Annotated in this window: 22 protein-coding genes and 3 pseudogenes; 8 read left to right on the forward strand and 17 right to left on the reverse strand. The window is 64.6% G+C overall.

The window, feature by feature from the left end:
- Positions 1 to 219: 219 nt before the first annotated feature.
- The 7 genes from HYG77_RS23810 to HYG77_RS23840 form a co-directional block, all read right to left on the reverse strand.
- Positions 220 to 477 carry a MarR family transcriptional regulator gene (locus HYG77_RS23810; protein ID WP_208960822.1) on the reverse strand — a complete coding sequence of 86 codons (258 nt, stop codon included), beginning with the start codon at positions 475 to 477 and terminating at the stop codon, positions 220 to 222.
- A gap of 214 nt (positions 478 to 691) precedes the next feature.
- Entirely contained in the window at positions 692 to 925 is a 234-nt protein-coding gene (locus HYG77_RS23815) for a DUF3263 domain-containing protein (protein ID WP_208960823.1), read from the reverse strand.
- 72 nt (positions 926 to 997) lie between these two features.
- Positions 998 to 1,630, reverse strand: coding sequence for an MBL fold metallo-hydrolase (locus HYG77_RS23820; RefSeq protein ID WP_208960824.1), 633 nt, complete (start codon positions 1,628 to 1,630; stop codon positions 998 to 1,000).
- Complete coding sequence (locus tag HYG77_RS23825) at positions 1,627 to 2,919, reverse strand: FAD-dependent oxidoreductase (protein WP_208960825.1); 1,293 nt, start codon at positions 2,917 to 2,919, stop codon at positions 1,627 to 1,629. The genes HYG77_RS23820 and HYG77_RS23825 overlap by 4 nt, the downstream gene beginning before the upstream one ends.
- Positions 2,916 to 3,239: a 2Fe-2S iron-sulfur cluster-binding protein gene (locus tag HYG77_RS23830; protein WP_109332483.1), complete on the reverse strand. Its 324-nt coding sequence runs from the start codon at positions 3,237 to 3,239 to the stop codon at positions 2,916 to 2,918. Before HYG77_RS23830 ends, HYG77_RS23825 begins: the two co-directional genes overlap by 4 nt.
- An 82-nt stretch (positions 3,240 to 3,321) precedes the next feature.
- Entirely contained in the window at positions 3,322 to 3,633 is a 312-nt protein-coding gene (locus tag HYG77_RS23835; protein WP_208960826.1) for an EthD family reductase, read from the reverse strand.
- Between the two features lie 34 nt (positions 3,634 to 3,667).
- On the reverse strand, positions 3,668 to 4,981 hold the full coding sequence (locus HYG77_RS23840; RefSeq protein WP_208960827.1) for a cytochrome P450: 1,314 nt from the start codon (positions 4,979 to 4,981) through the stop codon (positions 3,668 to 3,670).
- 162 nt (positions 4,982 to 5,143) lie between these two features.
- Here HYG77_RS23840 and HYG77_RS23845 point away from each other — a divergent pair, with 162 nt between their 5' ends.
- A complete protein-coding gene (locus tag HYG77_RS23845; RefSeq protein ID WP_208960828.1) occupies positions 5,144 to 6,142 on the forward strand; it encodes an AraC family transcriptional regulator in 999 nt (332 codons plus the stop codon).
- A 111-nt stretch (positions 6,143 to 6,253) separates the two neighbouring features.
- Here the strand turns inward: HYG77_RS23845 and HYG77_RS23850 are convergent, their stop codons facing one another.
- The 3 genes from HYG77_RS23850 to HYG77_RS23860 form a co-directional block, all read right to left on the reverse strand.
- Complete coding sequence (locus HYG77_RS23850) at positions 6,254 to 7,291, reverse strand: 2Fe-2S iron-sulfur cluster-binding protein (RefSeq protein WP_208960829.1); 1,038 nt, start codon at positions 7,289 to 7,291, stop codon at positions 6,254 to 6,256.
- A 96-nt stretch (positions 7,292 to 7,387) separates the two neighbouring features.
- Positions 7,388 to 8,602 carry a cytochrome P450 gene (locus tag HYG77_RS23855; RefSeq protein ID WP_208960830.1) on the reverse strand — a complete coding sequence of 405 codons (1,215 nt, stop codon included), beginning with the start codon at positions 8,600 to 8,602 and terminating at the stop codon, positions 7,388 to 7,390.
- Between the two features lie 254 nt (positions 8,603 to 8,856).
- Positions 8,857 to 9,942, reverse strand: a complete 1,086-nt coding sequence (locus tag HYG77_RS23860) for a VOC family protein (RefSeq protein ID WP_109332477.1) — start codon at positions 9,940 to 9,942, stop codon at positions 8,857 to 8,859.
- 825 nt (positions 9,943 to 10,767) lie between these two features.
- Between HYG77_RS23860 and HYG77_RS39815 the strand changes: the two genes are divergently transcribed.
- From HYG77_RS39815 to HYG77_RS39820, 4 genes and pseudogenes are all read left to right on the forward strand, one after another.
- Positions 10,768 to 10,902 (forward strand): DUF3068 domain-containing protein, encoded by a 135-nt coding sequence (locus HYG77_RS39815; protein WP_230989929.1) that lies wholly within the window; start codon positions 10,768 to 10,770, stop codon positions 10,900 to 10,902.
- A 323-nt stretch (positions 10,903 to 11,225) separates the two neighbouring features.
- Complete coding sequence (locus HYG77_RS23865) at positions 11,226 to 12,041, forward strand: IclR family transcriptional regulator (RefSeq protein ID WP_208960831.1); 816 nt, start codon at positions 11,226 to 11,228, stop codon at positions 12,039 to 12,041.
- A gap of 238 nt (positions 12,042 to 12,279) precedes the next feature.
- A pseudogene (locus HYG77_RS23870) lies at positions 12,280 to 12,677 on the forward strand (4-oxalocrotonate decarboxylase); the annotation flags it as partial.
- Positions 12,678 to 13,320: 643 nt separating this feature from the next.
- Positions 13,321 to 13,793, forward strand: a pseudogene (locus HYG77_RS39820) (acyl-CoA dehydrogenase family protein).
- A gap of 112 nt (positions 13,794 to 13,905) precedes the next feature.
- On the opposite strand, the gene HYG77_RS23880 reads toward HYG77_RS39820, so the two are convergent.
- Complete coding sequence (locus HYG77_RS23880; RefSeq protein WP_109332475.1) at positions 13,906 to 14,925, reverse strand: AraC family transcriptional regulator; 1,020 nt, start codon at positions 14,923 to 14,925, stop codon at positions 13,906 to 13,908.
- Between the two features lie 123 nt (positions 14,926 to 15,048).
- Here HYG77_RS23880 and HYG77_RS23885 point away from each other — a divergent pair, with 123 nt between their 5' ends.
- From HYG77_RS23885 to HYG77_RS23895, 3 genes are read left to right on the forward strand one after another with little or no spacing between them, the layout of a single operon-like run.
- Entirely contained in the window at positions 15,049 to 16,263 is a 1,215-nt protein-coding gene (locus HYG77_RS23885; RefSeq protein WP_208960832.1) for a cytochrome P450, read from the forward strand.
- A 3-nt stretch (positions 16,264 to 16,266) separates the two neighbouring features.
- Positions 16,267 to 17,295 (forward strand): 2Fe-2S iron-sulfur cluster-binding protein, encoded by a 1,029-nt coding sequence (locus tag HYG77_RS23890; RefSeq protein WP_208960833.1) that lies wholly within the window; start codon positions 16,267 to 16,269, stop codon positions 17,293 to 17,295.
- 42 nt (positions 17,296 to 17,337) lie between these two features.
- Positions 17,338 to 17,475, forward strand: a complete 138-nt coding sequence (locus HYG77_RS23895; protein WP_208960834.1) for a hypothetical protein — start codon at positions 17,338 to 17,340, stop codon at positions 17,473 to 17,475.
- A 21-nt stretch (positions 17,476 to 17,496) separates the two neighbouring features.
- Here HYG77_RS23895 and HYG77_RS23900 read toward each other — a convergent pair.
- The 6 genes and pseudogenes from HYG77_RS23900 to HYG77_RS23925 all read right to left on the reverse strand — a co-directional run.
- Positions 17,497 to 17,924: pseudogene (locus tag HYG77_RS23900) on the reverse strand (helix-turn-helix transcriptional regulator); the annotation flags it as partial.
- Between the two features lie 123 nt (positions 17,925 to 18,047).
- Positions 18,048 to 18,467 carry a tautomerase family protein gene (locus HYG77_RS23905; RefSeq protein WP_208960835.1) on the reverse strand — a complete coding sequence of 140 codons (420 nt, stop codon included), beginning with the start codon at positions 18,465 to 18,467 and terminating at the stop codon, positions 18,048 to 18,050.
- Between the two features lie 29 nt (positions 18,468 to 18,496).
- Positions 18,497 to 19,249 (reverse strand): SDR family oxidoreductase, encoded by a 753-nt coding sequence (locus tag HYG77_RS23910; RefSeq protein WP_208960836.1) that lies wholly within the window; start codon positions 19,247 to 19,249, stop codon positions 18,497 to 18,499.
- Positions 19,250 to 19,330: 81 nt separating this feature from the next.
- On the reverse strand, positions 19,331 to 20,800 hold the full coding sequence (locus HYG77_RS23915) for an aldehyde dehydrogenase (protein ID WP_109332470.1): 1,470 nt from the start codon (positions 20,798 to 20,800) through the stop codon (positions 19,331 to 19,333).
- Positions 20,801 to 20,929: 129 nt separating this feature from the next.
- A complete protein-coding gene (gene dmpG, locus HYG77_RS23920) occupies positions 20,930 to 21,970 on the reverse strand; it encodes a 4-hydroxy-2-oxovalerate aldolase (protein WP_208960837.1) in 1,041 nt (346 codons plus the stop codon).
- The gene (locus HYG77_RS23925; protein WP_208963501.1) at positions 21,967 to 22,845 is read right to left on the reverse strand and encodes an acetaldehyde dehydrogenase (acetylating); all 879 of its coding nucleotides are present in this window, start codon (positions 22,843 to 22,845) and stop codon (positions 21,967 to 21,969) included. Before HYG77_RS23925 ends, dmpG begins: the two co-directional genes overlap by 4 nt.
- Positions 22,846 to 23,180: the final 335 nt, after the last annotated feature.

Genomic DNA, 23,180 nt, shown 5'->3' on the forward strand with positions numbered 1-23,180 from the left:
ATCCAGAAAATCGAGCTGCTCCTGGCATGCCCGGAAGCACGGGTGCATCGGCGCACGGTGCTGCTCCCCAGAGTAAAGGAGAACCGAACGGACGGAATGTGTCGGTCAATGTGCTTGGGAGCCGGTCAAGCCGGCACGGCAAGAATTGAGATACTCACGGAGGTTCCCACGCTGGCGGGGGGTGAGCTGACTGACCATCTGTTCCTCGAGTGCGGAGACTTACCGGCGATAGCAATCGAGTAGCTCCACTCCGGTCGCCGTGACTGTCGTCAGCATTTGCCGGCGGTTGCTGGGGTCGACCCGCCGACTGACCAGACCTCGACTCTCGAGCGCGATGATCATCTCGTCCATAGTTTGCACTGTGACGAAGGAATTGCGGGCCGGCTCGGCGGAAGAGAGTCCATCGCAGCGACGTAAGACCGCCAGGGCGGTGTGTTGGAGAGTCGTGATGCCGGCCGGGCGCAGGATTGTGTCCATCCGTGACCGTATGGCCAGCTCCAACTGTTCGATCGCGTAAAGGAGACTCGGACCGAGGTCCTGTCCGTCACCGCTGCCGGATTTCCGAATCTGACTGGTGCTTCACCGGTGGTGTCTCTTCCGCGTTCGTGAACGCCTTTCGTGCGCGCCGCGTGCGAACCCGGGATTGTTGCGGCGGTCCAACCGCGACGGATGGTGACGTGTCTCCAATTCCCTACTCGTACACGGGGGCAGGTTGAATGGAGTAGCGTGCCGCGTTCTCCAGGATCAGATGGCGCTCGGCGAGTGGCCTGTTCCGTATCGCGATGGTGCGCAGGATTCGGGTTACTCTCGCATAGAACGTTGCTGGGCTCATGCCGAACTCGACGAGGATGTCACCGGGCCGCGCACCTCCGTAGGGTGCCCAGATTCGGGCCAGTTCGAGCATGGCTTGCTCTTCCGCATTCATAACGTCTCCTGCTTGGGAGGTGGATGATGAGTGCGCCGTGATGCGGCGCACCATGGGGGAGCCCTGGCTTGCTTACTGCCCTTGCGCGATCCATTCGGAAAGATGAGGTGCCTCGGTGCCGATCGTGGTTTCTTCACCGTGTCCGGTGTGGACAAGCGTTTCTTCGGGAAGTGCGAACAGCCGGTCGCGGATCGACCCAATGATGGTCGGGAAGTCCGAGTAGGACCGGCCGGTGGCGCCGGGACCGCCCGAGAACAGGGTGTCCCCGGAGAACAGTACCCCGGCCTCGCGCAGGTACAGGCACACCGATCCCGGCGAGTGACCGGGTGAGTGGATCACCTGGATCTCGGTGCCCGCGATGGCGATTCGCTGTTCGTCCTCGAGATGCCAGTACTTGGCGTCGGGGTGGCTCATCTTCCACAGCACGTCGTCACCGGGGTGCAGCAGCACAGGGGCGTACAGACGCTCGGCGAGTTCGGGGGCGACGGTGACGTGGTCGTTGTGACCGTGCGTGCAGATCACGGCATTCACGTGCCGGCCTCCGACCTCGTCGATGATCGCCTGCGCGGTGTGAGCGGCGTCGACGATCACGACGTCGGTATCGTCACCGATCAGCCAGATGTTGTTGTCGACGTTCCACTCTCCGCCGTCGAGGGCAAATTTTCCCTCGGTGACGACCCGCTCGATCCGAAACCTTCCGCTCATGACGCCACCACCTGACGCTCGCCGACTTCGGCTGAAGCAACCTCGGCCTTGTGCGTGCCCTTGTGCCGGGTGATCGCCAGTTTGAGATCGAAGTCCGTGTCCGCTGCCTGCTCCGGAGTAAGCGGCATACCGCAGGCAAGGATCTTTCGTGCCGCCATATGGTCGCGGGGCTTGTTGACCGACTCGACTCCCAGCAACCGGGTGCCGAGGAAGCAGAAGTTGGAGAACGCCCCGCTGTCGACGGAACCGCGAACCACGTGGATGTCCGCGCCGGCCGTCAGCCCAGCCATTTGCAGTTTCGATTCGTACTGCTCGGACCAGAACCACGGCACACTCAGGTAATTGGTGCTGGTGCCGGTGAGCTGAGCGGCGAGGCAGCGGGCCTGATCGACCGCATTCTGTACGGATTCGAGTCGCACCAAACTGGCTGTTCCCGGGATCGGGTAAGCGGCGCAGTCACCGATCGCCGAGATGTTCTCGTCGGGTGTGCGAAGGTACTCGTCGACGACGATGCCGTTGTCAACCGGCAGGCCCGCCAGGGCGGCGAGTTCGATGTTGGGTACGACACCGATACCCACGACGACGGCGTCGGCGCGTATGACGTCGCCGGACGCGGTGGTGACCCCCGCTGCTCGGCCGTCGACTGCGACGACCGTCTTCACGCCGGTCGACAGCCGCATGTGCACACCGTGTTCGGTGTGTGCGGTGGAGAAGTAGTCCGACATCACCGGCGACAGGGCGCGGGCCATCGGCCGATCCATCGCTTCGACGACGGTCACGTCGAGGCCCTTCTTGCGGGCCGCTGCGGCGACCTCGAGACCGATGAAGCCGGCCCCGATCACGACCAGGGACGAGCACGAGGCCATGCTCGAAGTGAGGGACTCTGCTTCACCGGCGGTTCGCAGGTAGTGCACACCGGGAAGGTCGGCGCCGGGGACGGGCAAGAGCCGGTTGCGGGCGCCGGTCGCCAGGATCAGGTGGTCGTACTCGATGACGGTGGCATCGATCAGCTCCACCAGTTGTGCATCGCGATCGATGCGGACGACGGGCTTGCCGCACGCGAGCGTGATCCGGTGGTCGTCGAAGTACTGGGCCGGACGCAGCGCAAGGGATTCCCGGTCCGGATCACAGTGCAGGTACGCCTTCGACAACGGTGGCCGCTGGTAGGGCACACCCGGCTCGTCACCGACCAGGGTGATCGATCCGGCAAATCCGTGACTGCGCAGACTGACGGCGGCCTCGAATCCGGCCTGTCCGGAACCGATGATGACGATGCGGTCGATACTCATACCTGCTCCTCCGGAAGCCGGACGATCAGACCGTCGACGTCGTCGCTGACCACGAGCTGGCAGGACAGGCGACTGGCTTCGGTGCGGGGGCTGACGGTGTCGTCGAGCATCTCGTCTTCTTCCTCGGAGATCGAGGGAAACTTGTCCGCCCAGGGGCTTTCTATGTAGACGTGACATGTCGCGCACATGGCCTGGCCACCGCATTCGGCGACGATGCCGTCGATTCCGGCGCCGATGGCGGCCTGCATGACCCTTTTGCCGGTAGGAACCTCGACCTCATGCTTGGTTCCATCGGGGTGAACGTAGGTGACGGTAGGCACGTCTATCTCTCTTTTCACGGTAGTGCAGTAATGGCGAACTCAGGTGGGGTGCCGGCAGTCGAGCCGGCACCCCACCGCCGACTCACGGCAGAACGGTCTCTTCGTCGCTGAACAGCATCGTCACTCCGCCGGAGGCGAAGTTCGCGACGTCGGCGGCGGCGTTCTGACCCGCTGTGGAGGCGAATGCCTGCCCGGCTTCTTCCTTGCTCTCGAAGTACAGCTGCGCGAGCGCGTACGCCGAGGGGGGATTGCCGTCGAGAGATTCACACTTTCCTGCGGCGAACCGCTTGACGCTCGGGATCTGCTGCACCAGAGGCAAATGTTTGGAGCTGTAGTGCTCGTCGAAGGCGGCCGGGTCGGCGGGCTGGTTGTAGACGATGGTGACGCGGTACATGGTGTCCTCGTTTCGTTGGGTCGGTCAGGGTCGGTCAGGGTCGGTCGGCGGGCACAGGATTCTGCTGGGGATCCCACTCGACCAACACGTGCTCGGGTCCCCGGAACGAGGTGTTGGGAAGGTAGGAGAATTCCTGTCCAGCAACGAGTGACATGTGCGGCAGGCGCCGCGAGACCTCTTCGAGGAAGACCTTCATCTCCAACCGCGCCAGCGTCGCGCCCAGGCACGTGTGGCTGCCGATGCCGAATGTCAAGTGGCGTCGGGCGTTTCCTCGATGGATGTCGAAGTCGTCGGGCTCGGGGAACATCGAGTCGTCGCGGTTCGCCGACGCCATGACGATCAGCAGTCGACCGCCGGCCGGGATATCGACTCCGCCGACAGTGGTGTCAACCACGGCCTTGCGGCGCCAGGCGACGACGGATCCGCTGTAGCGGAGGCATTCTTCGATGGCCTTGGGGATCAGCGTGGGGTCGGCGCAGATCTCTTCCCAGGAGCTGCGGTTCTCGAGCAGGGTGCGGAACGCGTTACCGGTGGCGTTGGTGGTGGTTTCGTGCGCGGCCACCACACCACTCATCATGATGTTCTGCAGGTAGTTGTCGTCGAAGAGGTCGGGGTGCTGCCTTTGCATCTCGATTGCGTGGGGGATCCACCCCTTCGCGTTCGGGTCGGCCTCGAGTTTGTCGACCAGTTCGCCTGCGAATTCCCAGAACTTCCCCATCCCGGTTGCGACCCGGGTCTGTTCGTCTCCGGTGGGGTGTCCCCAGGTGAACAGGGTCTGCTGCATCCCGAAGTGGCGGCAGGTCTCGATGTCCTCGTCGGGCACGCCGAGGAAGATGAGCGCGACGATGCAGGGAACTTCGTAGAGGAGATCGCCGATCAGGTCGGCCCGGCCATCCTTGATGACCCGGTCCAGGTAGGTGTTGACGACCTCGCGGATCTTCGGTTCGAGGGTGGCGACGTTTTCGGCTTCGAACGGCTGCAGCAGCAGTCGGCGACGTTCGGTGTGGATCGGCTCGTCCTCGTTCACGATGGTCGGGCCGGGAGCGAACTGATAGCTGCCGAGGATCTGCAGCGCCTCGTCACTGATCGGGGTGATCTGGTCGAGAGTGATCGACGGGGAGAACACCGATGGTGTCTTGAAGATCCGCTTGATGTCCTCATAGCGCGTGACCACCCAGTAGTCGAGCAGTGGACTGTAGAACACCGGCTCTTCTTTGCGGGCTTCCCGCAGCGACGAGGATGGATCGACCTGGTAGGCGCCCTGGAACGGATCGAAGCCTGCCGCCATACCTGAAACGGGGCATCCGGTCGGGCTTTTCACGCCTTCCGGCGCGTGATCGACGGTCATTCGTCTCCTCCAAATTTGGATATAGGAGCTGTTGAGTGATTCCTGATGAGCGTATGATTCAGGTCACATGACGCGCTATCCTGTGAGCGCAGCAATATAGCCAATTGGCGCAATAACTGAATCGTTCTCGATTTAGTGGGACCAGAGAGACCGACAAAGTAGATGAGCGAAGACCCGGATCGCGGAAACGGCACAAAGACGTTTCTTTCCGACGATATCGACGAGGCGCGGGCCATCGGCAGCGATCTCTACTATCCCCATGAGGTTCGCGTCCTCGGGGACGAGCATATTTTTCAGATGCGAATGACTGCCGCCTCGTTCGGTCCCGTCACGCTCGGCCGGCTGGACTATTCGACCGAGGTGGAAATCTTCACGAACGAGTTGCGCGACTCCTATCAGGTGAACATCCCGATGCGGGGGGAGCTGGTCACCGGGTCGGGTCGCGCCCGGACCGTGGCGACCCCCCACTGCGCCGCGGTCTACCGGTGCGACCAGCGGACCCTGCTGCGTGGGTGGGCCTCGCCCTATCCGACCCCGGTGCTGGCCCTGAAGATCGATCGCCGGGCGCTCGAGGATCAACTCGCGGCACGGTTGGGAACCGAGATCGTCGACCCGATCGTCTTCGGCATGGACCTCGATCTGGACACCGTCGTCGGCCGTCAATGGCTCTCACTGGTCGAGGGTCTGTCTCATCAACTCGATAGTCCCGAGGCGTTGGCGCTGCATCCCATCGTCTCGACGCCGATGGCGGAGTGCTTGATGAGCGGGCTTCTCGTCGCGGCTGAGCACGACTACAGGGCAAGGTTGTATGAGCCCAAGCCCGCCCTGCCGGGAATTGTCCGGCTCGCCGTCGACTACCTCGAGGCGCACGCGCAGCAGCCCCTGACGGTGGCGCGGGTCGCCAAGAACGTCGGGGTGAGTGTGCGGTCCCTGCAGGTGGGGTTCCAGAATTCGTTGGGTACGACGCCGATGCGGCAGCTGAAGATCATCCGCATGCAGAAGGCGCGCAAAGACCTGCTCGAGGCGGACCCGGCGAATGAAGGTGTCACCGAGATCGCACAGCGGTGGGGGTTCCTGCATGTCGGCCGGTTCGCCGGGGAGTACAAGGAGACCTTCGGAGTGAGTCCGTCGGAGGACCTGCGCACGGTGCCGTTCCGGTAGCAGATATGACGATCCCGCGGAAGTGATCGTGTCCATTCATTTCCGCGGGATCGGTGCCGTCCGGATCCGTCAGCGCCAACGTCTTGATCCGGAGGAAAGGGGGCGTCGTGGCTACTGCACCACGGCGGCCAGGTTCGGTGCGGCGATCGTGAACTCTTCACGGAAGATCAGTCGGGGCGCCATCCGACGTCGCTTGAGGGCCTTGACCGCCGCCTCGACCATTGCCGGCGGTCCGCACAGGTAGGCGCTCATGCCCTTGCACGACGAGAAGTCTTCGAGCACAACATCGGTCACCATCCCCATGGCCCCGTCCCACTGTTCCTCGCTCAGCGCGGGGCGGTAGTGAAAGTGCTCATGCTCCTGTGCGAGGTCACGGAAGAAGTCGACGTCGTACAGATCCTCCTGGCGACGTCCACCGTGGTAGAGATACAACTCCGGAACCAGGCGCTCGGCCAACGCATGCTGGACGATCGACTTCAACGGCGCCAATCCGGTGCCACCGCCGATCAAGATCGCGGCCTCGTCCTGCTGCTTGACCAAGTTGAACTGGCCCAACGGCCCACGCAGAGAGATGCGGTCACCGACCTGCATCGGTCCGAAAATCCACCCGTCCGTGGCCAGACCCCCGGTCGTGAGTTTGACGTGGAATTCCAGGTTCCGCGTCTCCGTCGGCGGATTGGCCAGCGAGTACTGCCGGCCGACGTTGTGCCCGGGGACGATCAACTCGACGTACTGACCGGCATTGAACAGCATCGGCGTATCCACCTCGACCACGAGCCGACGGGTATTCGCAGCGATGTCCTCGAGTACCGTCACCGTGCCCTCGTAATCACGCAGTGGGAAGTGCGGAACTCCGTCGTCCCCGGCTTCGCCGATCGGTTCGACCGTCAGATCGGAGCAGGGGGTCGCCATACAGCCGAGAGCTAAACCTTCGGCGCGCTCGTCCGTGGTCAGGGTGTACTCGGGGGATTCGTTGTGGCGCACCTCCCCACACCGCACCTTGAGTTTGCAGGTGCCGCAGGTGCCCTGGGTGCACGAGTGCGGAAGCCATTCGTTCGCCCGCAGCGCCGCATCGAGGATGGATTGGTCTTCGGCAACGGTGATGTCCGAATTCTTACCCTGGATACGGACCGTGTATTTATTTGCCATTTCCGACAGTGCTCCAATCCAATAAAAATGCTCCCGAAGTGCCCGATCCATTAATCTCCGGACCGGACACTTCGGACCTCCAGAAATGTGATTCCGTTACACTTCCCATTTGACGAACAACTGCTTCGGGCCACGGAAACCCCAACCCCAGAAATCGACCTCGTGAGCCTCGTCGCGTTCCAGGTTCGGAATGGCCTCGAGCAGTTCCTCCAGGCCGATCCGGATAACCGAGTTAGCGAAATAGGTACCCGCGCAGGCGTGCTTTCCGCCACCGAATGTCATGTTCGGAAGCAGGGCCCGATCGATATCGAATTCAGTCGGGGCGTTATAAGCGTTCTCGTCCTGGTTGGCCGAGCCATAGGAGAGCATCACGATCGACCCCTCCGGCAGCGTCACGCCACCGACCTCGACCTCGTGCGCGGCACGCTTGACCACGGCAGACCAGATCGGCGCCACCCAGCGCATGCCCTCCGAGACCGCCCGGGGGATCAACGCCGGGTCGTCGACGACCCGTTCGAGCTGTTCGGGCTTGGTGAACAGTCCTGCCAGCGTGGTGGCCATCGCGTGCCCCGGCTCCTGCATCGCTCCGAGGAGGAAGACGTACAGGTTGGGGTAGATGACATCGCGGCTGCGGGTCTCACCTTCGGGCATACCGTCGTGTAGCCAGTGGGAGATCGCGGTGTGATCGGGGTTCTTGATCCACTTGTCGATCTTGGGATCGACGTGGGCGATGATCTCGGCCTTGGCCTCGTCGCCGGGGATGAACCCGTCCGGGTTGGCGAATTCGCCGTTCTCGTCGACCGCGGCGTTGGTGAAGGACACGCTCAGCTTGTGGAACCATTCGCGAAGCTTGTCGGTGCTGACGTCATCGAGTCCGAGCAGATCGCCGAGAGCACGAACGCTGACCGGCTCACAGTACGCAGCCACGATGTCGGCGTTTCCATCGTTCTCGATCTCGGCGAGTCGCTGACGTGCGAAGGGGCGCACCAGATTGTCGATGTACTTGTCGACCGCTGAGGGCTGCAGGTGCGGTTCGACCATGTCCCGCAGCTTGCGGTGTTCGTCGCCGTTCGTGTTGAGCAGTGCGCCGGGCCCGAAGGTGCGGCCTCCGGCCGCAGAGATGACGGCCGGCCAGTTCTCGGCGTCCTTGGCGATGTCGGCGCACAGTTCCTTCGTCGACACGATGTACATGCCCAGCGCCGGGACGAAGGCTACTGGAGCCTCTTTCCTCAGACGCTCGTAGAACGGATAGGGGTCGGCCTCGAGCTCTTCGATCGTGATCTCGTCGATAAAACTCTGGGTGGAAGTCATGGTGCTCCTTCTGCTTCGGGCCCGCGTGCAGTGGGGACTCGCGCTGATTCACTCGTGTGAACCGACGACCGAGCGAAAGTGGATGGGTTCAGGTGTGAGGTGCGGTGGCGTCGATCGACGATCCCGACCTGCACAGCCCCGCCGAACAGTGTGTGATCCAGCCCTCGCGACTCCAAAGGAGTTGTGCCGCTTATCGGCACACCGAGGTGGATCACGTGGGTGTGACCCGAACTCCGGTCACACCCACGTGCGTATCAGGACGCCGGAGCGCCGGCGACGGCGCGGGACTGGTCGATCTCGTCCGGGACCGCCTGCTCAGCTGCCGCCGCATCGGGGTCGGGGTCGCCGGGACCGAAGTGCGCGTACTTCTCGATGTGCTGGTCGAGTGAGAGCGGGCTCGGAGTGCCGTAGGTGAAGTAGGTTTCCCACGGCAGCTTCGCCCCGCCGATCGCCAGGCCGGTGTCGATGTCCGACATCTGCCAAGTCTTGGTGTCACCATCGGGATCGAGGTGCAGATACCCGACCTCGCCGAAGAGCTCGATGCGGTTGCCCCCGGGTTCGAACACGTAGAGGAACTGGGCCTGGGTGATGCCGTGCTTGTCGGGGCCGGCTTCGATCCGAATGTCGTAGTCGCGGAACATTTCCACGGCATCGATGTTGTGCTGGCCGGTGCCGTAGTAGAACGCGAGGTGATGCATCTTGCCCCGCTCACCCTGCGCGTCGCGCAGGCACGCGACCTCGTGGCCGAGGATGTTGGAACTCATCCACGCACCGATCTCGGTATTGCCGTCGACGACGCGTTCGGTGGTGCGGAAACCGAGGTGCCGCTCGAACGAGTTCTTCACCGCGGTGACATCGCTGGCGAGCAGGTTCAGGTGATCGATGCGCTTGACCGGGATGCCCTGCAGTGGCTTCTTCGAGGGGCGGGTGAGGATCTTGGACTGCAACTCCGGCGGAGCCTGGTACTTCTCTACCTCCCACAGCAGTTCGAGGTTGTGCCCGTCCGGGGACTGGTAGGTAAAGGTTTTTCCGTATCCGAAGTCGCTCTCGCGCCATGCTCCGTCGACGTTGGCATCTTTGAGCGATGCCGCCCGGCGTTCGAGCGCCTCCGGGGAACTGGTGCGCATCGCCGCGTGGCCGAGTCCGGACTGGGTTGATTCGGTGACCTTTAGGCTCCACTGGTACGGGTCTTCATACCCGCGCAGGTAGACCGACTGCCCCTCGGTGTGGGTGATGTACATGCCGAGGAACTTGGTGAAGAAGTCCACCGTCTCCTGCGGCTTGGGGCTCAGCAGTTCGGCGCGGGCGAGATGGGAAATCTCGAACCGAGGGTCGCTCATAGGTCGTCTCCTTTGTTGCCTGCCTGAGATCGGCAGTGTCCGCTGTCCGATCGCGTCGTGAGGGTGTGTGCCCCCCGGCGACCGGGACCAGTGCGGAGTGGCGTTGTCTGGCGCTTCGGTCCTTGCCGACTGGGTATCAGCTCGTGTCCGATGTCACGATCTTGATCCGAATCACATGCTCTCCGCTACACAATCCAGAATTGCCGAACAAGCGACGGAAATCACCCCGACATAGTTCGGAAACTGGGCATCTCTGCGCAACGCGGATCTCTTCGGCGCTAGATTGCGTTTTCTGGCCTGTCGGGACCGTTAGAACAGGTCTCCCCACTCGTCCCGTCTCCGACGCGGCCCCTCGCGCGGTCGGTTCGATCATGGGGGAGCGGCAGGGGCGGTGCGCCTTGATCGGCGACCCCGCCGCTACTGGTAGTGCCGGTTTGTCGACCAGCTGCAGCCAGAGCCTTCGTCTGTCTTCAACCGGCAACTGGGATGGATAGTCATCGAGGATTCGCGCGAGCTGCTGTTCGTACCCACTACTCGACATCGCGAACCGTGTGAGGAGCTTCTCGGGTGGCGGGGTGCCGTAGGGCAACCATTGGCACGCGAACTCGACGATCGCTGCATCGAATCTGTCTACGACTCGGACTCCCTTCACTATCGCCGTTAGGCATTACGTCGGCTACCGGTCGCCCAGTGTGCTTTGCGAACCGGGCCGGAAGGCGCCTGCGTCGGGACATCGGGACAAGGGGATCAGCAGGGTTCCCGGTTGTTCGCCCTGGCAGTGCGCATGTCCCTCATCTACCCAACGAGTACACGAAGGAACGATCGATGCTTGTCAGACGATCTTCGAAAATTCCTGTCGCACTGGGAGTAGCGTTCATTGCTTTCGCTGCCCTGCTACGGTTGGTGCTCGTGCCCTCACTGTCGAAACTGCCCGGTGACCTCGACGTCGATCCGGTGTAGGAGGGCACCGGAACATTGCTCAATGCTCAGGCTCTACAAGCCGGTGACATCCCCAACGTCATCGCCTCGGGGTTTTCCCGTGACCGTTAATAGTCACACCTACGTATCCAGCACCGACGGTGACACCGCAGTGGCCCACGATGACATCACCCTCGAGGCGGCCGGGCAAGCCCGGCGAAAGGGTGGTGCGCGCGCAGTCATCCATCCGTGCGCTGGTGGTCATGGTTCCACCGACGCTCATCTCCTAGTGTTCCGAGTCACAGGCGGTCGGTGGTTGTGCACCCGCGCAACCACGCCGATCCGTGGATGGAAGGACGGACACTTTGGCGGCACTGCAGACAGTCCAAAAGATCGGGCCGGTGTTGGATCTCTTCACCGCGGCGCAGCCGGAATGGGGAGTCTCCGAGGTCGCCGCTGCCATCGACGTCCCCCGATCGAGTGCGCACGCCTTGCTGTCGAGTCTGGTCGACACCGGACTGCTCCAGTGCCGCACCCGAGGTCGCTACCGGATCGGGTGGCGGGTGATCGAACTCGGCGAAACTCTGCGGGGCACTGTCGACGTGCGATCCTGCGCGTCGCCGGTCATCGAGGACCTCGTCGATCGGTACGGCGAAACCAGCCACCTCGCGGTGATGGAGCGGTGGCACGTGTTGTACGTCGACAAGGTGGTCGGTACGCACAACATCACCGTGCAGGGTGCACGGGTCGGTACCCGTCTCGAAGCACATTGCACAGCGGTGGGGAAGGTACTCCTGGCCAGTCTGGGGGAGAACGAACTGCGCCGTTACCTGGCCGGTCGCCAGTTGCGCAGGCACACGCCGTCGACGATCACCAATGCCAGGGCACTGCTCGACGCGTTGTCGGTGGCGCGGTCTGCCGGCCACGCCTACGACCTCGGTGAAGCCGTCTCGGAGGTTCACTGCGTGGCCGCGCCGGTGCGCGACGACATGGGTTCGGTGGTGGCCGCGGTGAGCATGAGCGTCCCGGTCAGCCGTTTCGTAACCCGTCGCGTCGAGTTCACCCGCGCTGTCATGGCAGCGGCTCGCGAGGTGTCCCACGCGGTCGGCAACACGACCCACGCCACACCCGCCACGACCAGGGAGGTTCCCGAACCGCACCCGCCGGCCCTGGCCTCCTGACCTCCCGTCATCCGAAGACCGAAACGACAGACACAGCGCAGAGGTGCCTTGGATGCCGTCGCACGTAAGGCCGCCGACCGGTTGATGGAGGTGTCCGGACGGGCGAACCTATCGACCCGCTTACCCCGGAGCATCCCGACGCGTCGATCGAATTCGCCTACCGCATTCAGCAGTTGTAGGTCGAGGAGTGGGCGCTCGGCGGCGACCTCGTCAAGGGACACAAGGTGGGTCGCGTCGGGTGAGTGCGGCAACGGCGCTGGCTGCCGTCGACCGTGTCGTGGGCGCGATCGAGAACACCGACAGCCGGTTCTCTGGCTAGATGTTTTCGATGATGGACGCCGCGGCCGACAACAATCCGTCCGGACGCTACGTCACCGGGCCGATCAGCCGGCGGCCGGAAGACCTCGACCTTGCGCTCGAGGCATGCCTGCTCGAGGTCGACGGGGAGATCGTCGATTCCGCGACCGGTGCTGCGGTGCACGGGCATCCGGCCGAAGCGTTGACGTTCGCGGCCAACACGCTCGCCGAACGGTGCGACGCCATCGAGGCCGGCTGGGAGGTGCTCACGGGCGGGATGACCTACGCGGTGCGGGTGAGTCGGGTGCGCGGTTTGCCGCGCACTTCACGAATCTGGGCGCCGACGAGTTGTATCACGACCTGTTGTCCCGAACGAGGTTCGCGGCCTTCGTGTGCGGGTGCGCGACTTCGCGACCAAGCGATTGAGCCCGTTGCGCATCACATCGCCGGCGGCGACGAGCGGCCCGACGGCTTCCCGCGTGATGCGTTCGTAGCCATGGCCGCGGAGGGACTGTTCCGGATCCCGTTCCCTCCGATGTCGGCGGCGCCGGCCTGACACACCGCGCCACCGCGACCGCGGTCGCGGTGGAGAACTGGGTTATTACTCCAATAGCGTGCCGCCATCTTCGACGAGCACTGCATCCTCGCGGGTACCGTGCTCGACCAGGGCGCGGACGAGCAGCGACGCCGCTGGCTGCGGCCCCTCGTCGAGGGGGAGATCGTGGGTGCCTTCGCGACCAGCGAACCGGCGTGTCCAGCGACTTGTCCCCCGACGCCGTGTCCACCGAAGCGGTCCCGGACGGTGACGGCTGGATTCTGCGCGGCCGGAAACGGTGGATCACCAACTCCGTCGTCGCCGGTGTGGTGGTGGTGCTCGCACGCACTGGGCTCGGCCGACGACCTTCATCGTGCCACCAATGCACCGGGTGTCGCGATCGGATCCCCGACCGCATGCTGGGGAATCGTGGGCAGATCACCGCCGATGTTCATCTCGACGACGTCCGCCGCGCCCGGATTCGGTGCTCGGACGGGTCGGGGTGGACTCCGAATCGCGTTGCAGATCCTGATTTACGGGCGCATCGGGATCGGTGCTGCGCGCGTCGGCATGGCGCAGGCCGCATTCGATCGGACCGTCTACCATCTGAAGTCCCGGCACGCGTTCGGTGCGTCGCTGGCCTCGAGGCAGCACTGGCAGTTCGTGATGGCGGACTACGCTGCGGATTTGGAGTGCGCACCGTGTATCTCAAAGCGGCACTGCGGCTCGACGTCGGCGAGCGGTTCCCCGAACCCGAGGCGGCGATGGCGAAACTGCGGGGCACGGATCTGGCCGCGCGGATCGTCCGGGATGCCGTGCAGGCCTTCGGTGGACTCGGCTTTGTGCGGTCGCTCGGCGCCGACGGCACAGGGGGCCCGGTGGAGGCCATCCACCGTGACAGCAAGATCGGCGAGATTTAGGAAGGCGCCAACGAAATCCAGCGGTGGGTGTTGGCGCGTCAGATCTTCGGGCGCACACACCGGGTAGGGACGGAAGGCAACTTATGGTTCTACGTCAATCGGCGGCCGCGAGTCACGCTCCGGCCGCGCCGCCGTTCCTGCCGTGCTGCTCACGAAAATGCGCTGGGCTGGCGCCGAACCGCTTACGGAAAGCGCGGCTGAAGTGTGAGACGTCGCGGAAACCGACCCGGTCGCTGATCTCGGCGACCGTCGACTCGGTGCCGAGAAGCTGCCCCCGGGCGCGGTCCAGGCGCAACTGGTACAGCCACGTGCGCGGGGTGGTGCCTGCGATGCTGAACAGTTTGTGGATGTAACGCAACGACATTCCCAGTTCGGCACCGATCTCCGCCGTCGAATGGTCGGGGTCGTGCAGGTACCGCGCCATGGTCTGCTGCACCGTCCGGAGATCATCGTGGTGGACCCGCATCGTCGCGGTCAGCGGACGTGCCTGCTCGGTGAGGACGGATGAGAGCATCTCGACGGCGGACACGGCGACCGATGCTGACGACCCCACCGACAACCGGTCATCGGTGGTCGCGATGTCGACGAGAAAACGCGAGACGAGACCGCTCAGCCCGTTCTGTCCGGACATCCCCAGGCCGGTGACCTGGTCCATGGCCTCCGCGGGCAGCCGGGAGATCAGAAGTTGGCGGGGCGCGCGCAGCACGACCTGCTTGAATTCGGTCTTCCCGTCCACGACGAACGGTGCCGCCGAGTCGAGGATGCCGAATGCCCCCTGCTCGAGAACCGCGGTCCGTGAGTGCTGCTGAAGAGTGGCCGTTCCCCGGGTGATCAGACATAAAAGATAGTCATCGTTGGGGTCGGACCGAATCATCTCCGGCGTGCGCACCACCGTGTGCGGATCGGCGTGCACCACACTCACGGTCAGGTCCCCGAACGGGCGCACCGACAGTTCTGCAGCAAACCGGGCGTGTTTGTCGGGCCAGTCGACGTCCATCTCGCAGTAGGTGGAGTCGAGGGTGTCCGCCCAGCGCATGCGTCCTTCGGTCGACTCCAGCTCGCGCGTACTCAGCACCATCTCGGCGTTGTTGTCGGTGCAGGCGGAGTCATCCTTCTGCGCACTGTCGGTCATGTTCGATCACACCTCCGCCTTCTAGTGTTCCAGATCACAGGGATTTCCCGCGCGTACGACCCCCGAAGAGTTCGGGCCGCGCCCACTTCGAATGTTGCGAACGACTTCAGAGGAGACAACGCGATGACCACCAACACCACGTGGATCGAATCGATCACCATGGAGGAACTCGATCGTGATCCGAATCCGATCTACGACCGGCTCCGGCGGGAGGCCCCCGTGGCGTTCGTTTCGGCGGTGGGAATGTACGTCGTGGCATCGCGCGACCTCTGCCTGCAGATCGCGCAGGATTCGGACACCTGGTCCACGGTGATCGCCCCGTCGGGAGGACGAACCTTCGGAGAGGGTACCGTACTCGCCTCCAATGGTGAGCAGCACAAGAAGCTTCGCGAATGGATCAATCCCCAACTACGGCCCAGCGCCGTGGACTCCTATGTCGAAGCGCTGGTCCGGCCGCAGGCGCGTAGCCTCCTCGAGGGTATCGAGGATCTGGGTGCCGCAGACATCCAGGAGGCCTACTTCGCGCCGATCAGTGTGCGTTCGGTCGGCGACCTGATGGGTCTCACCGAAATCCCTTCGGAGACCTTGGTGCACTGGTTCCAGACGCTGGCGCAGTCGTACGGGAACGCGGAAGTCGACGAGAACGGAGACTTCGCCAGCCCAGGGCCGTTCGAGGCCGGTGACCGGGTCAAGGCCGAGATCGTCACCGCTGTCGACCCGATGCTCGATCACTGGACCGAACATCCCGACCACACCCTGATCTCGCACTGGCTGCACGACGGGATGCCCGACGGTCAGGTCCGCGACCGGTCCGAGATCTATCCGAACATCTACGTGTTCCTGCTCGGCGCCCTTCAGGAGCCCGGACACGTCATGACGACCACCCTCGCAGGGCTATTTCAGCATCCCGACCAGCTCGAACGCGTCGTCGACGACCCCACACTCATTCCGCGCGCCGTCAACGAGGGCGCACGCTGGGTGGCGCCGATCTGGAGTGCGGCGGTGAAGGTCGCGGGCCGCGATGTCACCGTCGGCGGCATCGACCTGCCGGCGGGAACACCGGTCATGCTGGCGTACGGTTCGGCCAATCGCGACGAGTCCGTCTGGGGAAACGCGGAGGCTTACGAGATCGACCGACCGATCATGCCGCATCTGGCGTTCGGTGCGGGAAATCATGCCTGCGCCGGAACGTATCTCGGTACCGCGATCGTGCGGATCGCACTCGAGGAACTGTTCGAGACGATCCCGAACATCGAGCCCGATCCCGACCGCTCCCCGCAGTTCTGGGGATGGACATTCCGCGGGCCGCAGGGCCTGCACGTCACCTGGGAGGTCTGACCGATGGACCGCATGGTGACGGTGTCGGGGCAGGACGGGGCGTTCCCGGTCGCACCCGGCACGTCGGTCCTGGAAGCCGCATTGCGGGCGAATCGCTGGCTTCCGCACGCCTGTTCACAGGGGACCTGTGGCACGTGCAAGATCCGGGTTCTCTGCGGGGAGGTCGACCACGGCGCCGCCGACGAGACCATCCTCTCCACCGACGAACGCTCGTCGGGACTCGCGCTGGCCTGCCAGTCGAAACCGCACGGAGACCTGACCGTCGCTCCCGTGAACGACGCCGACCCCGGCCGGCCGATGCACCCCCTCCGCGACTACACAGGCACGGTACGGGAACTGTCCGACATCGCTCGGCAGACCCGCAGGCTCGTCGTCGAACTCGACGAGCCGATGGAGTTCGACGCCGGTCAGTACGCCGAACTGATCGTGCCGGGCTCCGGCGTCGCGCGCCAGTATTCGATGGCGAACCCGCCGTCCGAGCAACGGCTGCTCGAGTTCCACGTCCGGAATACGGCGGGTGGCCTCGCCACCGAGGGCTGGATCTTCGACTCACTCGCGGTGGGTGACCGCATCGATCTGCGTGGACCGCTCGGCCAGTTCGGTGTCGTCGGATCCCGGGAGGAGTCGGCCATCCTGATCGGCGGAGGCACCGGGCTCGCACCGCTCAAATCGATTGTTCGGCATGCACTGGACCACGATCTGCTACCGGCGATTCACCTCTACCACGGTGGTCGCCGGGAAGCCGACCTCTACGACGTCGAGTGCTTCCGCGCGATGGAGGCGACCGATTCCCGATTCCACTATCACCCGGTGCTCAGTGAGGAGAACTGGGACGGGGCAACGGGAATGGTCACCGACGCCGTGCTGGGTGACTTCGCCAGTTGCCGTGGCCACAGCGCATACCTGTGCGGACCGCCCGCGATGGTCGTCGCCGCCGTCAAGGCCTTGAAACGCCGCCGCATGTCGCCGCGGTTGATCTTCAAGGAGGAGTTCACGGTGAACGCCCCGCGGCCGGCAGCCGAGGCCGTGTGATCCCGCAGTCCCCAACTCGACCTAGGACGCCGAGAACAAGAATTGTACTACGCCGCAAAACACCTGCCGCTGGTCCGGCAGGTGCCCGGGGTCGCCCATTTCGCCGCCGGAGATCTCGCGAACTTCGCCACCGGTGGTGTCACGATGCTCTTCAGCAACGAGGACACCGTTCTTCCTTGAACATGCTTCCAGCACAGAACATCACGAGCCTCTGCGCGCGTGCTTCTTCCGGTACAGGCCCGGGCTCGGCCGAAGGTATTGCGGAACAACCGCCGAAATGGGACACGTCGCGGAAGCCGGCGCGGTCGCTGATGTCCGCTACGTAAAGATCCTTGGTGAGCAGATACTTTCGTGCGCGCTCGAGGCGGGGTTGGTACAGCCATGCACGCGTCGCGGTGCCCGCCGCACTGAATAGCTTGTGTACCGTCCGCAGTGACATTCCGCACCCGTTGCGATGTCCGACAGCGTGATGTCGGCGTGGTGGAGATCTGTTCGATCACGCGCTGAACCCGCGCGAGACCTTCGGTGCGATGGAGTTGCGCGGGATTGGTCGCAAGCATCCCCTCGGTGGGGGCCGGGGCCAACATGTCGACGGTGGACGACGCGAACGAGACCGCGGCAACCCTCGACGCGACCGCGTAGACGCGAGATGAGCAGTTCCCGGGGCCGCGCACGGCGACCTGCCGGAACCGGGCGGGGCGAACGATGGGCGGCCGCAACGAATGTCGTCGCCGCCCATACGCAAGTGGGGATCAGGGTAGCGACTGCGCCCGGTCGGCAATTTCATCGGCCCGGGTCGTGGCTGCCGCGGTCCCGGCAATCGTCCAGTTTTCCGGGGCGATTTCGACGATCTGTCCTCGGACGAGTGATCGCTGCGCACCGAGGACCTCGACGATTAGGTCGGTGAACCGCGCGGCAAGTTCCTGTCGCTGACGGGCGGGTCGGTCGGCGAGCACGATCGCCGTGAAGTACGGAGCTGCAGGAGCACCGTCTGTAACGGTGTTTCCTGCGACGGCGACATCGTCGGGATGATATCGGATGATGAAGACGCGGACCCGTTCGATCGGCGAGCCGAGGACCTCGGAGTAGCAGCGACTTGCCGCGGTGAGTAGCTCTCGGTGCTGCTCGGCGGTGTAGGCGCCGTCGACGAGGTGGAAGTGCGCGACAGGCATGGGTTGCGGGTCCTTTCGGTGGGTGGTGGTCAGGCGATTCCGTGGCGGGTTCCGGCGTCGACGTTGATCACCGAGCCGTGCAGGACCGCGGCCTCGGGAGCGAGCAGCGTTTCGACGACCCAGCCGATCTCGTCGAGTGTGGGCAACCGTCCGAGGGTGGTCTTGGCGTGGTAACGCTTCCAGATGTCCTCCGGATCCTGTCCGGTTTCGGCGGATTCGTTCTCGACGAAGGCGCGCAGCCTCGGAGTGTCCACCGGCCCGGGCGCGATCGTGTGGGTGGTGACACCCCTCGGACCGTACAGGGCACTGAGTTGGCGCATCAGGTTGAACACAGCCGCGTTCGCCGTGCCGGGCGCGGCATCGAGCGGACCGGGTTCGAGACCCAGGGAGCCGGCGATGGTGACGAAGCGGGAACCGCCCACGAGATGGCCGCGGACCGCGTGCAACAGACGAACGAGACCGCCCACCTTGATGTTCGTCGCCATGGCCAGGTCGCCGGGTGGGATGGTGTCAGCGGATCCTCGCACCGGCAGGCCGGCGGCGAACAGCGCCATGCGCACAGGCGAATCTACCAGCGCGGAGATCGATTCGATCGCGTTGTCGTCGGCGATGTCAGCAATGCAGGGGATGATGCGCTGGTCGGCTGCGGCAAGTTCCTCGAGGTCGTCGCCGCTGCGGGCGACCGCGAGGACGCGCAGCCCGCGGCGGGCCAGGCGCAGGCTGATTTCGGTGCCCATCGCACCAGTTGCACCGACGACGACGCAAAGGTCGGGTGTGGTCACGAGAGTGTTTTCCCCGGGTAGGACGTGCGGCGCCGGGGGCGGTGGGATTCCGCTCCGGCGCCGCACGTGGTCGACAGGTGTTCAGCTTCGCAGGCGGATGGTGACGGCCCGTGGCTCGGTGAAGAATTCGCGGGAGTACTGGCCGCCCTCACGGCCGAGACCGCTGCTGCCTTCACCACCGAACGGCAAGCGAAGGTCACGTTCGAAGAACGTGTTGATCCACACCGTGCCGGCCTTCCACCGTGCCGCCATGCGGTGGGCACGGTTGAGGTTGTCGGTGAACAGAATTCCCGCCAGACCGTACGGCGAGTCGTTGGCGATGCGCAGTGCCTCGTCCTCGGTGTCGAAGCCGAGCACAGTCTCGACCGGACCGAAGATCTCCTCGCGCGCGGTGCGCGAGTCGTTGGTCAGGCCTGCGATCACCGTCGGGGGGTAGTAGAACCCCTTGGCGCGAGCGTCGTCGGTGAGACGCGAACCGCCGGTGAGGATCTTTCCGCCTTCGGACTCGGCCAGCTCGACGTAGCTGTGGACCTTTTCGAGGTGCTTCTGCTCGATGAGGGGGCCGACGAAGTTCGCCGGGTCCTTCGGGTCGCCCACGGTGAGTTTCTTCGCCTCGTCGGTGAACCGGTCGAGGAACTCGCCCATAATCGAATTCTGTACCAGCAGACGCGACCCGGACAGGCACACCTGCCCGTTTCCGCCGAAGATCGCCCGAATCGACATCGGCACAGCCACGTCGAGGTCGGCGTCCGCGAAGACGATGTTCGCGGACTTACCGCCCATTTCCGCGGACACGGGGGTGTGGTTGGGTGCGGCTGCCTGCAGAATCCTCACCCCGGTGGCGCTCGAACCGGTGAAGGTGATTCGATCGACCCGCGGATCCGAGGTGAGCGGGCCCGCGACGGCCTCGCCGCCGAAGCCGTGCACGACATTGAGCACGCCCTCGGGCAGACCGGCTTCGAGGGCGAGTTGCGCGAACCGGTTGGCGGTCAGCGGTGTCTGGGGTGCGGGTTTGAGGACCGTGGTGTTACCGAAGGCCAACGCGGGTGCGATCTTCCACGTCGCCAGCATCAACGGTGCATTCCAGGGGCTGATCGCGGAGACCACACCGGCCGGTGGATACAGGGTGTAGGACAGCAGGTCGCCGTCCGGGTACGCCTCGTTGGCTGCCATCGCCACGTAGTCTGCGAAGAACCGCAGATTGTGCGCGACCCGTGGGATCTCGGCGTGCTGTGCCTGGTTGATTCCCTTGCCGCCGTCCCGGGTTTCGAGCAGGGACAGTTCCTCACGATGTTCGTCGACCTTGTCGGCGACAGCGTGCAGGATCTTCGCTCTTTCTTTCGGCGACATCCGCGGCCAGGGGCCTTCGTCGAACGCCTCACGTGCCGCGGTGATGGCGTCAGCGCCATCGGCGGCGGTACCTCGGGCAACATTGCCCAGAAGCGAGTCGTCGTGCGGGTCGCGGGTCTCGAACGTCGCACCGTCCGACGCGGGACGCCAGTCACCACCGATGAGGTGCTTGACGTCGCTTGTTTCAGGTACTGCAGTCATGTCTTCTCCTGTGGGATCAGGTCGCGACGGCGTTGATGTCGCAACCTGCCGTGGGCGCAGCAATGCGCGGTGTCATATTCCGGCGTCCGTGACCTACGAGCCTACGATCCGTGGTTGCCATAGGCCATGTCACGAACCAGCCATTGCCGGTGTCTCGTAGGTGCGACCGGCGAGTTCGGAGGCGACATCGATGATCATGTCTTCCTGACCGCCGATGACCCCGCGGCGTCCGAGTTCCATCAGGATGTCGCGGGCGGGGACGCCGAACTTCTTGGCGGCCCGCTTGGTGGGGTGGAAAAACGTGGAGTACACACCGGCGTAGCCGAGGACCAGAGCGGTCTCGTCGACGATCTGCGGTTCTTTCATCAACGGTGCGACGACGTGCTCGGCGGTGTCGATCAGCGGGAACAGATCGACACCGGTGTCCCAGCCCGCCCGTTCGAAGGCGGCGGCGAGGACCTCGGTCTGCGCGTTGCCGGCACTCGCGCCGAGCCCGCGCAGGGACCCGTCGATGAAGGTGGCCCCGTTCTCCGCGGCGGTGAGAGCATTCGCGATGCCGACGCCGAGGTTGTTATGGGCGTGGAACCCAATGTCCGCGGTGATCGCCTGCCGCAGCGCCGCGACCCGGTCTCCGGCGTGCCGGGGCACCATAGCGCCGGCGGAGTCGACGACATAGACGACGTCGGCGCCGTAGGAATCGAGTTTGGCAGCCTGCTCGGCCAGCGGCTCGGCTTCGAGTTTGTGGCTCATCATCAGGAACGTCATCACGTTCAGGCCCTGTTCCTTGGCCCACTCGACGGGTTGCTGCCCGCAGTCGGCCTCGGTGCAGTGCACCGCGATGCGGACGGTCTTGATGCCGGCGTCGATGGCCTTCTGCAGTTCGGCGAGGGTCGCGATGCCGGGCACATACAGGGCCGCGATGTCGGCGTTCTCGACGGCGTCGACGGCGGCGCGCACGTAGTCGGGATCGGTGGCGGCGGCGAACCCGTACTGGATGGACGAGGCGCCGAGACCGATGCCGTGCGCGACCTCGATGGTCGGCACGCCGGCCTTGTCCAGGCCGCGGGCGATGTCGGCGACGTTCTGCGGGGTGAACTGGTGTGACACCGACGACATGCCGTCCCGCAGGGTGGTGTCGACGATCGTGATCTTCTTGTTCGCGGTATTCACTGGGATGCTCCCTGGACGAGGTTCTGCTGGGCCATGACGTCGGCGACCTGGACGGCGGCGGCGGTGATGATGTCGAGGTTGCCCGCGTAGGTGGGCAGGAAATCACCCGCCCCGACGACCTCGAGCATGACGGTGACCAGGTCGCCGTCGACGTCGACCAGGCGTAGCGAGTAGCCGGGGACGTACTGCTGCACCTTTGCGACCATGTCGATCACAGCGCGTTCGATCGCGGCCGGGTCGGGGTTGCGGACTTTGGCGTAAACGGTGTCGCGCATGTTCATCGGCGGTTCGGCCGGGTTGATCACGGAGATCGCTTTGGCGCGGTCGGCGCCGGCCACCTGGGCCAGGGCCCTGCCGGTCTTCTCGCTGAACTCGCTGAGGTTCTGCCGGGTGCCCGGCCCGGCGCTGTGCGAGGCGATGGCAGCGACGATCTCACCGTAGGAGGCGTCGGCGACCTCGTTGATGGCGTAGAGGATCGGGATGGTGGCCTGGCCCGCGCAGCTGACCATGTTCACGTTCGGAGCGGTGAGGTGCTCTTGAAGATTCACCGCGGGAACGACATACGGTCCCACGGACGCCGGCGTCAGGTCGATCGCGGTGATGCCGGCCTCGGCGTAGCGGGGCGCGGCGGCCGTGTGGATCTTCGCGGATGTCGCCTCGAACACGATGTCGGGGAGTTCGGGCTGGGCGAGGAGCCAGTCGAGGCCGCCGGCGGAGGCCTCGAGCCCCTCCTGCCGGGCGCGGGCAAGGCCCTCGCTGTCGGGGTCGATACCCACCATGTACCGCGGTTCGATCATCTGTGACCGCAGCAGCTTGTACATCAAGTCTGTACCGATGTTGCCGGAGCCGATAATCGCGGCGCTCTTGCGACTCATTGTTTGCCTCTCGCTCATCTCTGCCCTGTACGGACAGAACGGGTGCACTGTCGATGCGGTGGCGTACTTGCTGCGTTCTTCGCGGGTACTCCACCGAAGTCCTCCTCGAGGAAACCACTGAAAACCCGGGGTGTGCGTGCATGATCGGGATAGCCGAACAGCACCCCTTCTCGGGCGTCGGTCGAATCGGCTAAACGAGAGCCCCGGCGAGAGCGACCGGCGTCGGGAGTGAAATGGACCCAGCATTGCAGACATCACCGAGTGTTCGATTCGCTCGCGGTGCGAGGGAGGGTTGCGATGCTCATGATTCACAAACCTGACCTGGGGAAGGCCGT

The organism is Rhodococcus sp. ZPP (assembly GCF_017656075.1).
Lineage (GTDB): Bacteria > Actinomycetota > Actinomycetes > Mycobacteriales > Mycobacteriaceae > Rhodococcus_F > Rhodococcus_F oxybenzonivorans.

Coding starts and splice junctions, on each gene's coding strand:
- HYG77_RS23850 (WP_208960829.1), bottom strand. CDS start 7,291: ATGGCAAATAAATACACGGTCCGTATCCAGGGTAAGAATTCGGACATC.
- HYG77_RS23915 (WP_109332470.1), bottom strand. CDS start 20,800: ATGACTGCAGTACCTGAAACAAGCGACGTCAAGCACCTCATCGGTGGT.
- HYG77_RS23905 (WP_208960835.1), bottom strand. CDS start 18,467: ATGCCTGTCGCGCACTTCCACCTCGTCGACGGCGCCTACACCGCCGAG.
- HYG77_RS23815 (WP_208960823.1), bottom strand. CDS start 925: ATGAATGCGGAAGAGCAAGCCATGCTCGAACTGGCCCGAATCTGGGCA.
- HYG77_RS23845 (WP_208960828.1), top strand. CDS start 5,144: ATGAGCGAAGACCCGGATCGCGGAAACGGCACAAAGACGTTTCTTTCC.
- HYG77_RS23820 (WP_208960824.1), bottom strand. CDS start 1,630: ATGAGCGGAAGGTTTCGGATCGAGCGGGTCGTCACCGAGGGAAAATTT.
- HYG77_RS23825 (WP_208960825.1), bottom strand. CDS start 2,919: ATGAGTATCGACCGCATCGTCATCATCGGTTCCGGACAGGCCGGATTC.
- HYG77_RS23890 (WP_208960833.1), top strand. CDS start 16,267: ATGGACCGCATGGTGACGGTGTCGGGGCAGGACGGGGCGTTCCCGGTC.
- HYG77_RS23835 (WP_208960826.1), bottom strand. CDS start 3,633: ATGTACCGCGTCACCATCGTCTACAACCAGCCCGCCGACCCGGCCGCC.
- HYG77_RS23840 (WP_208960827.1), bottom strand. CDS start 4,981: ATGACCGTCGATCACGCGCCGGAAGGCGTGAAAAGCCCGACCGGATGC.
- HYG77_RS39815 (WP_230989929.1), top strand. CDS start 10,768: ATGCTTGTCAGACGATCTTCGAAAATTCCTGTCGCACTGGGAGTAGCG.
- HYG77_RS23880 (WP_109332475.1), bottom strand. CDS start 14,925: ATGACCGACAGTGCGCAGAAGGATGACTCCGCCTGCACCGACAACAAC.
- HYG77_RS23810 (WP_208960822.1), bottom strand. CDS start 477: ATGGACACAATCCTGCGCCCGGCCGGCATCACGACTCTCCAACACACC.
- HYG77_RS23855 (WP_208960830.1), bottom strand. CDS start 8,602: ATGACTTCCACCCAGAGTTTTATCGACGAGATCACGATCGAAGAGCTC.
- HYG77_RS23885 (WP_208960832.1), top strand. CDS start 15,049: ATGACCACCAACACCACGTGGATCGAATCGATCACCATGGAGGAACTC.
- HYG77_RS23925 (WP_208963501.1), bottom strand. CDS start 22,845: ATGAGTCGCAAGAGCGCCGCGATTATCGGCTCCGGCAACATCGGTACA.
- HYG77_RS23860 (WP_109332477.1), bottom strand. CDS start 9,942: ATGAGCGACCCTCGGTTCGAGATTTCCCATCTCGCCCGCGCCGAACTG.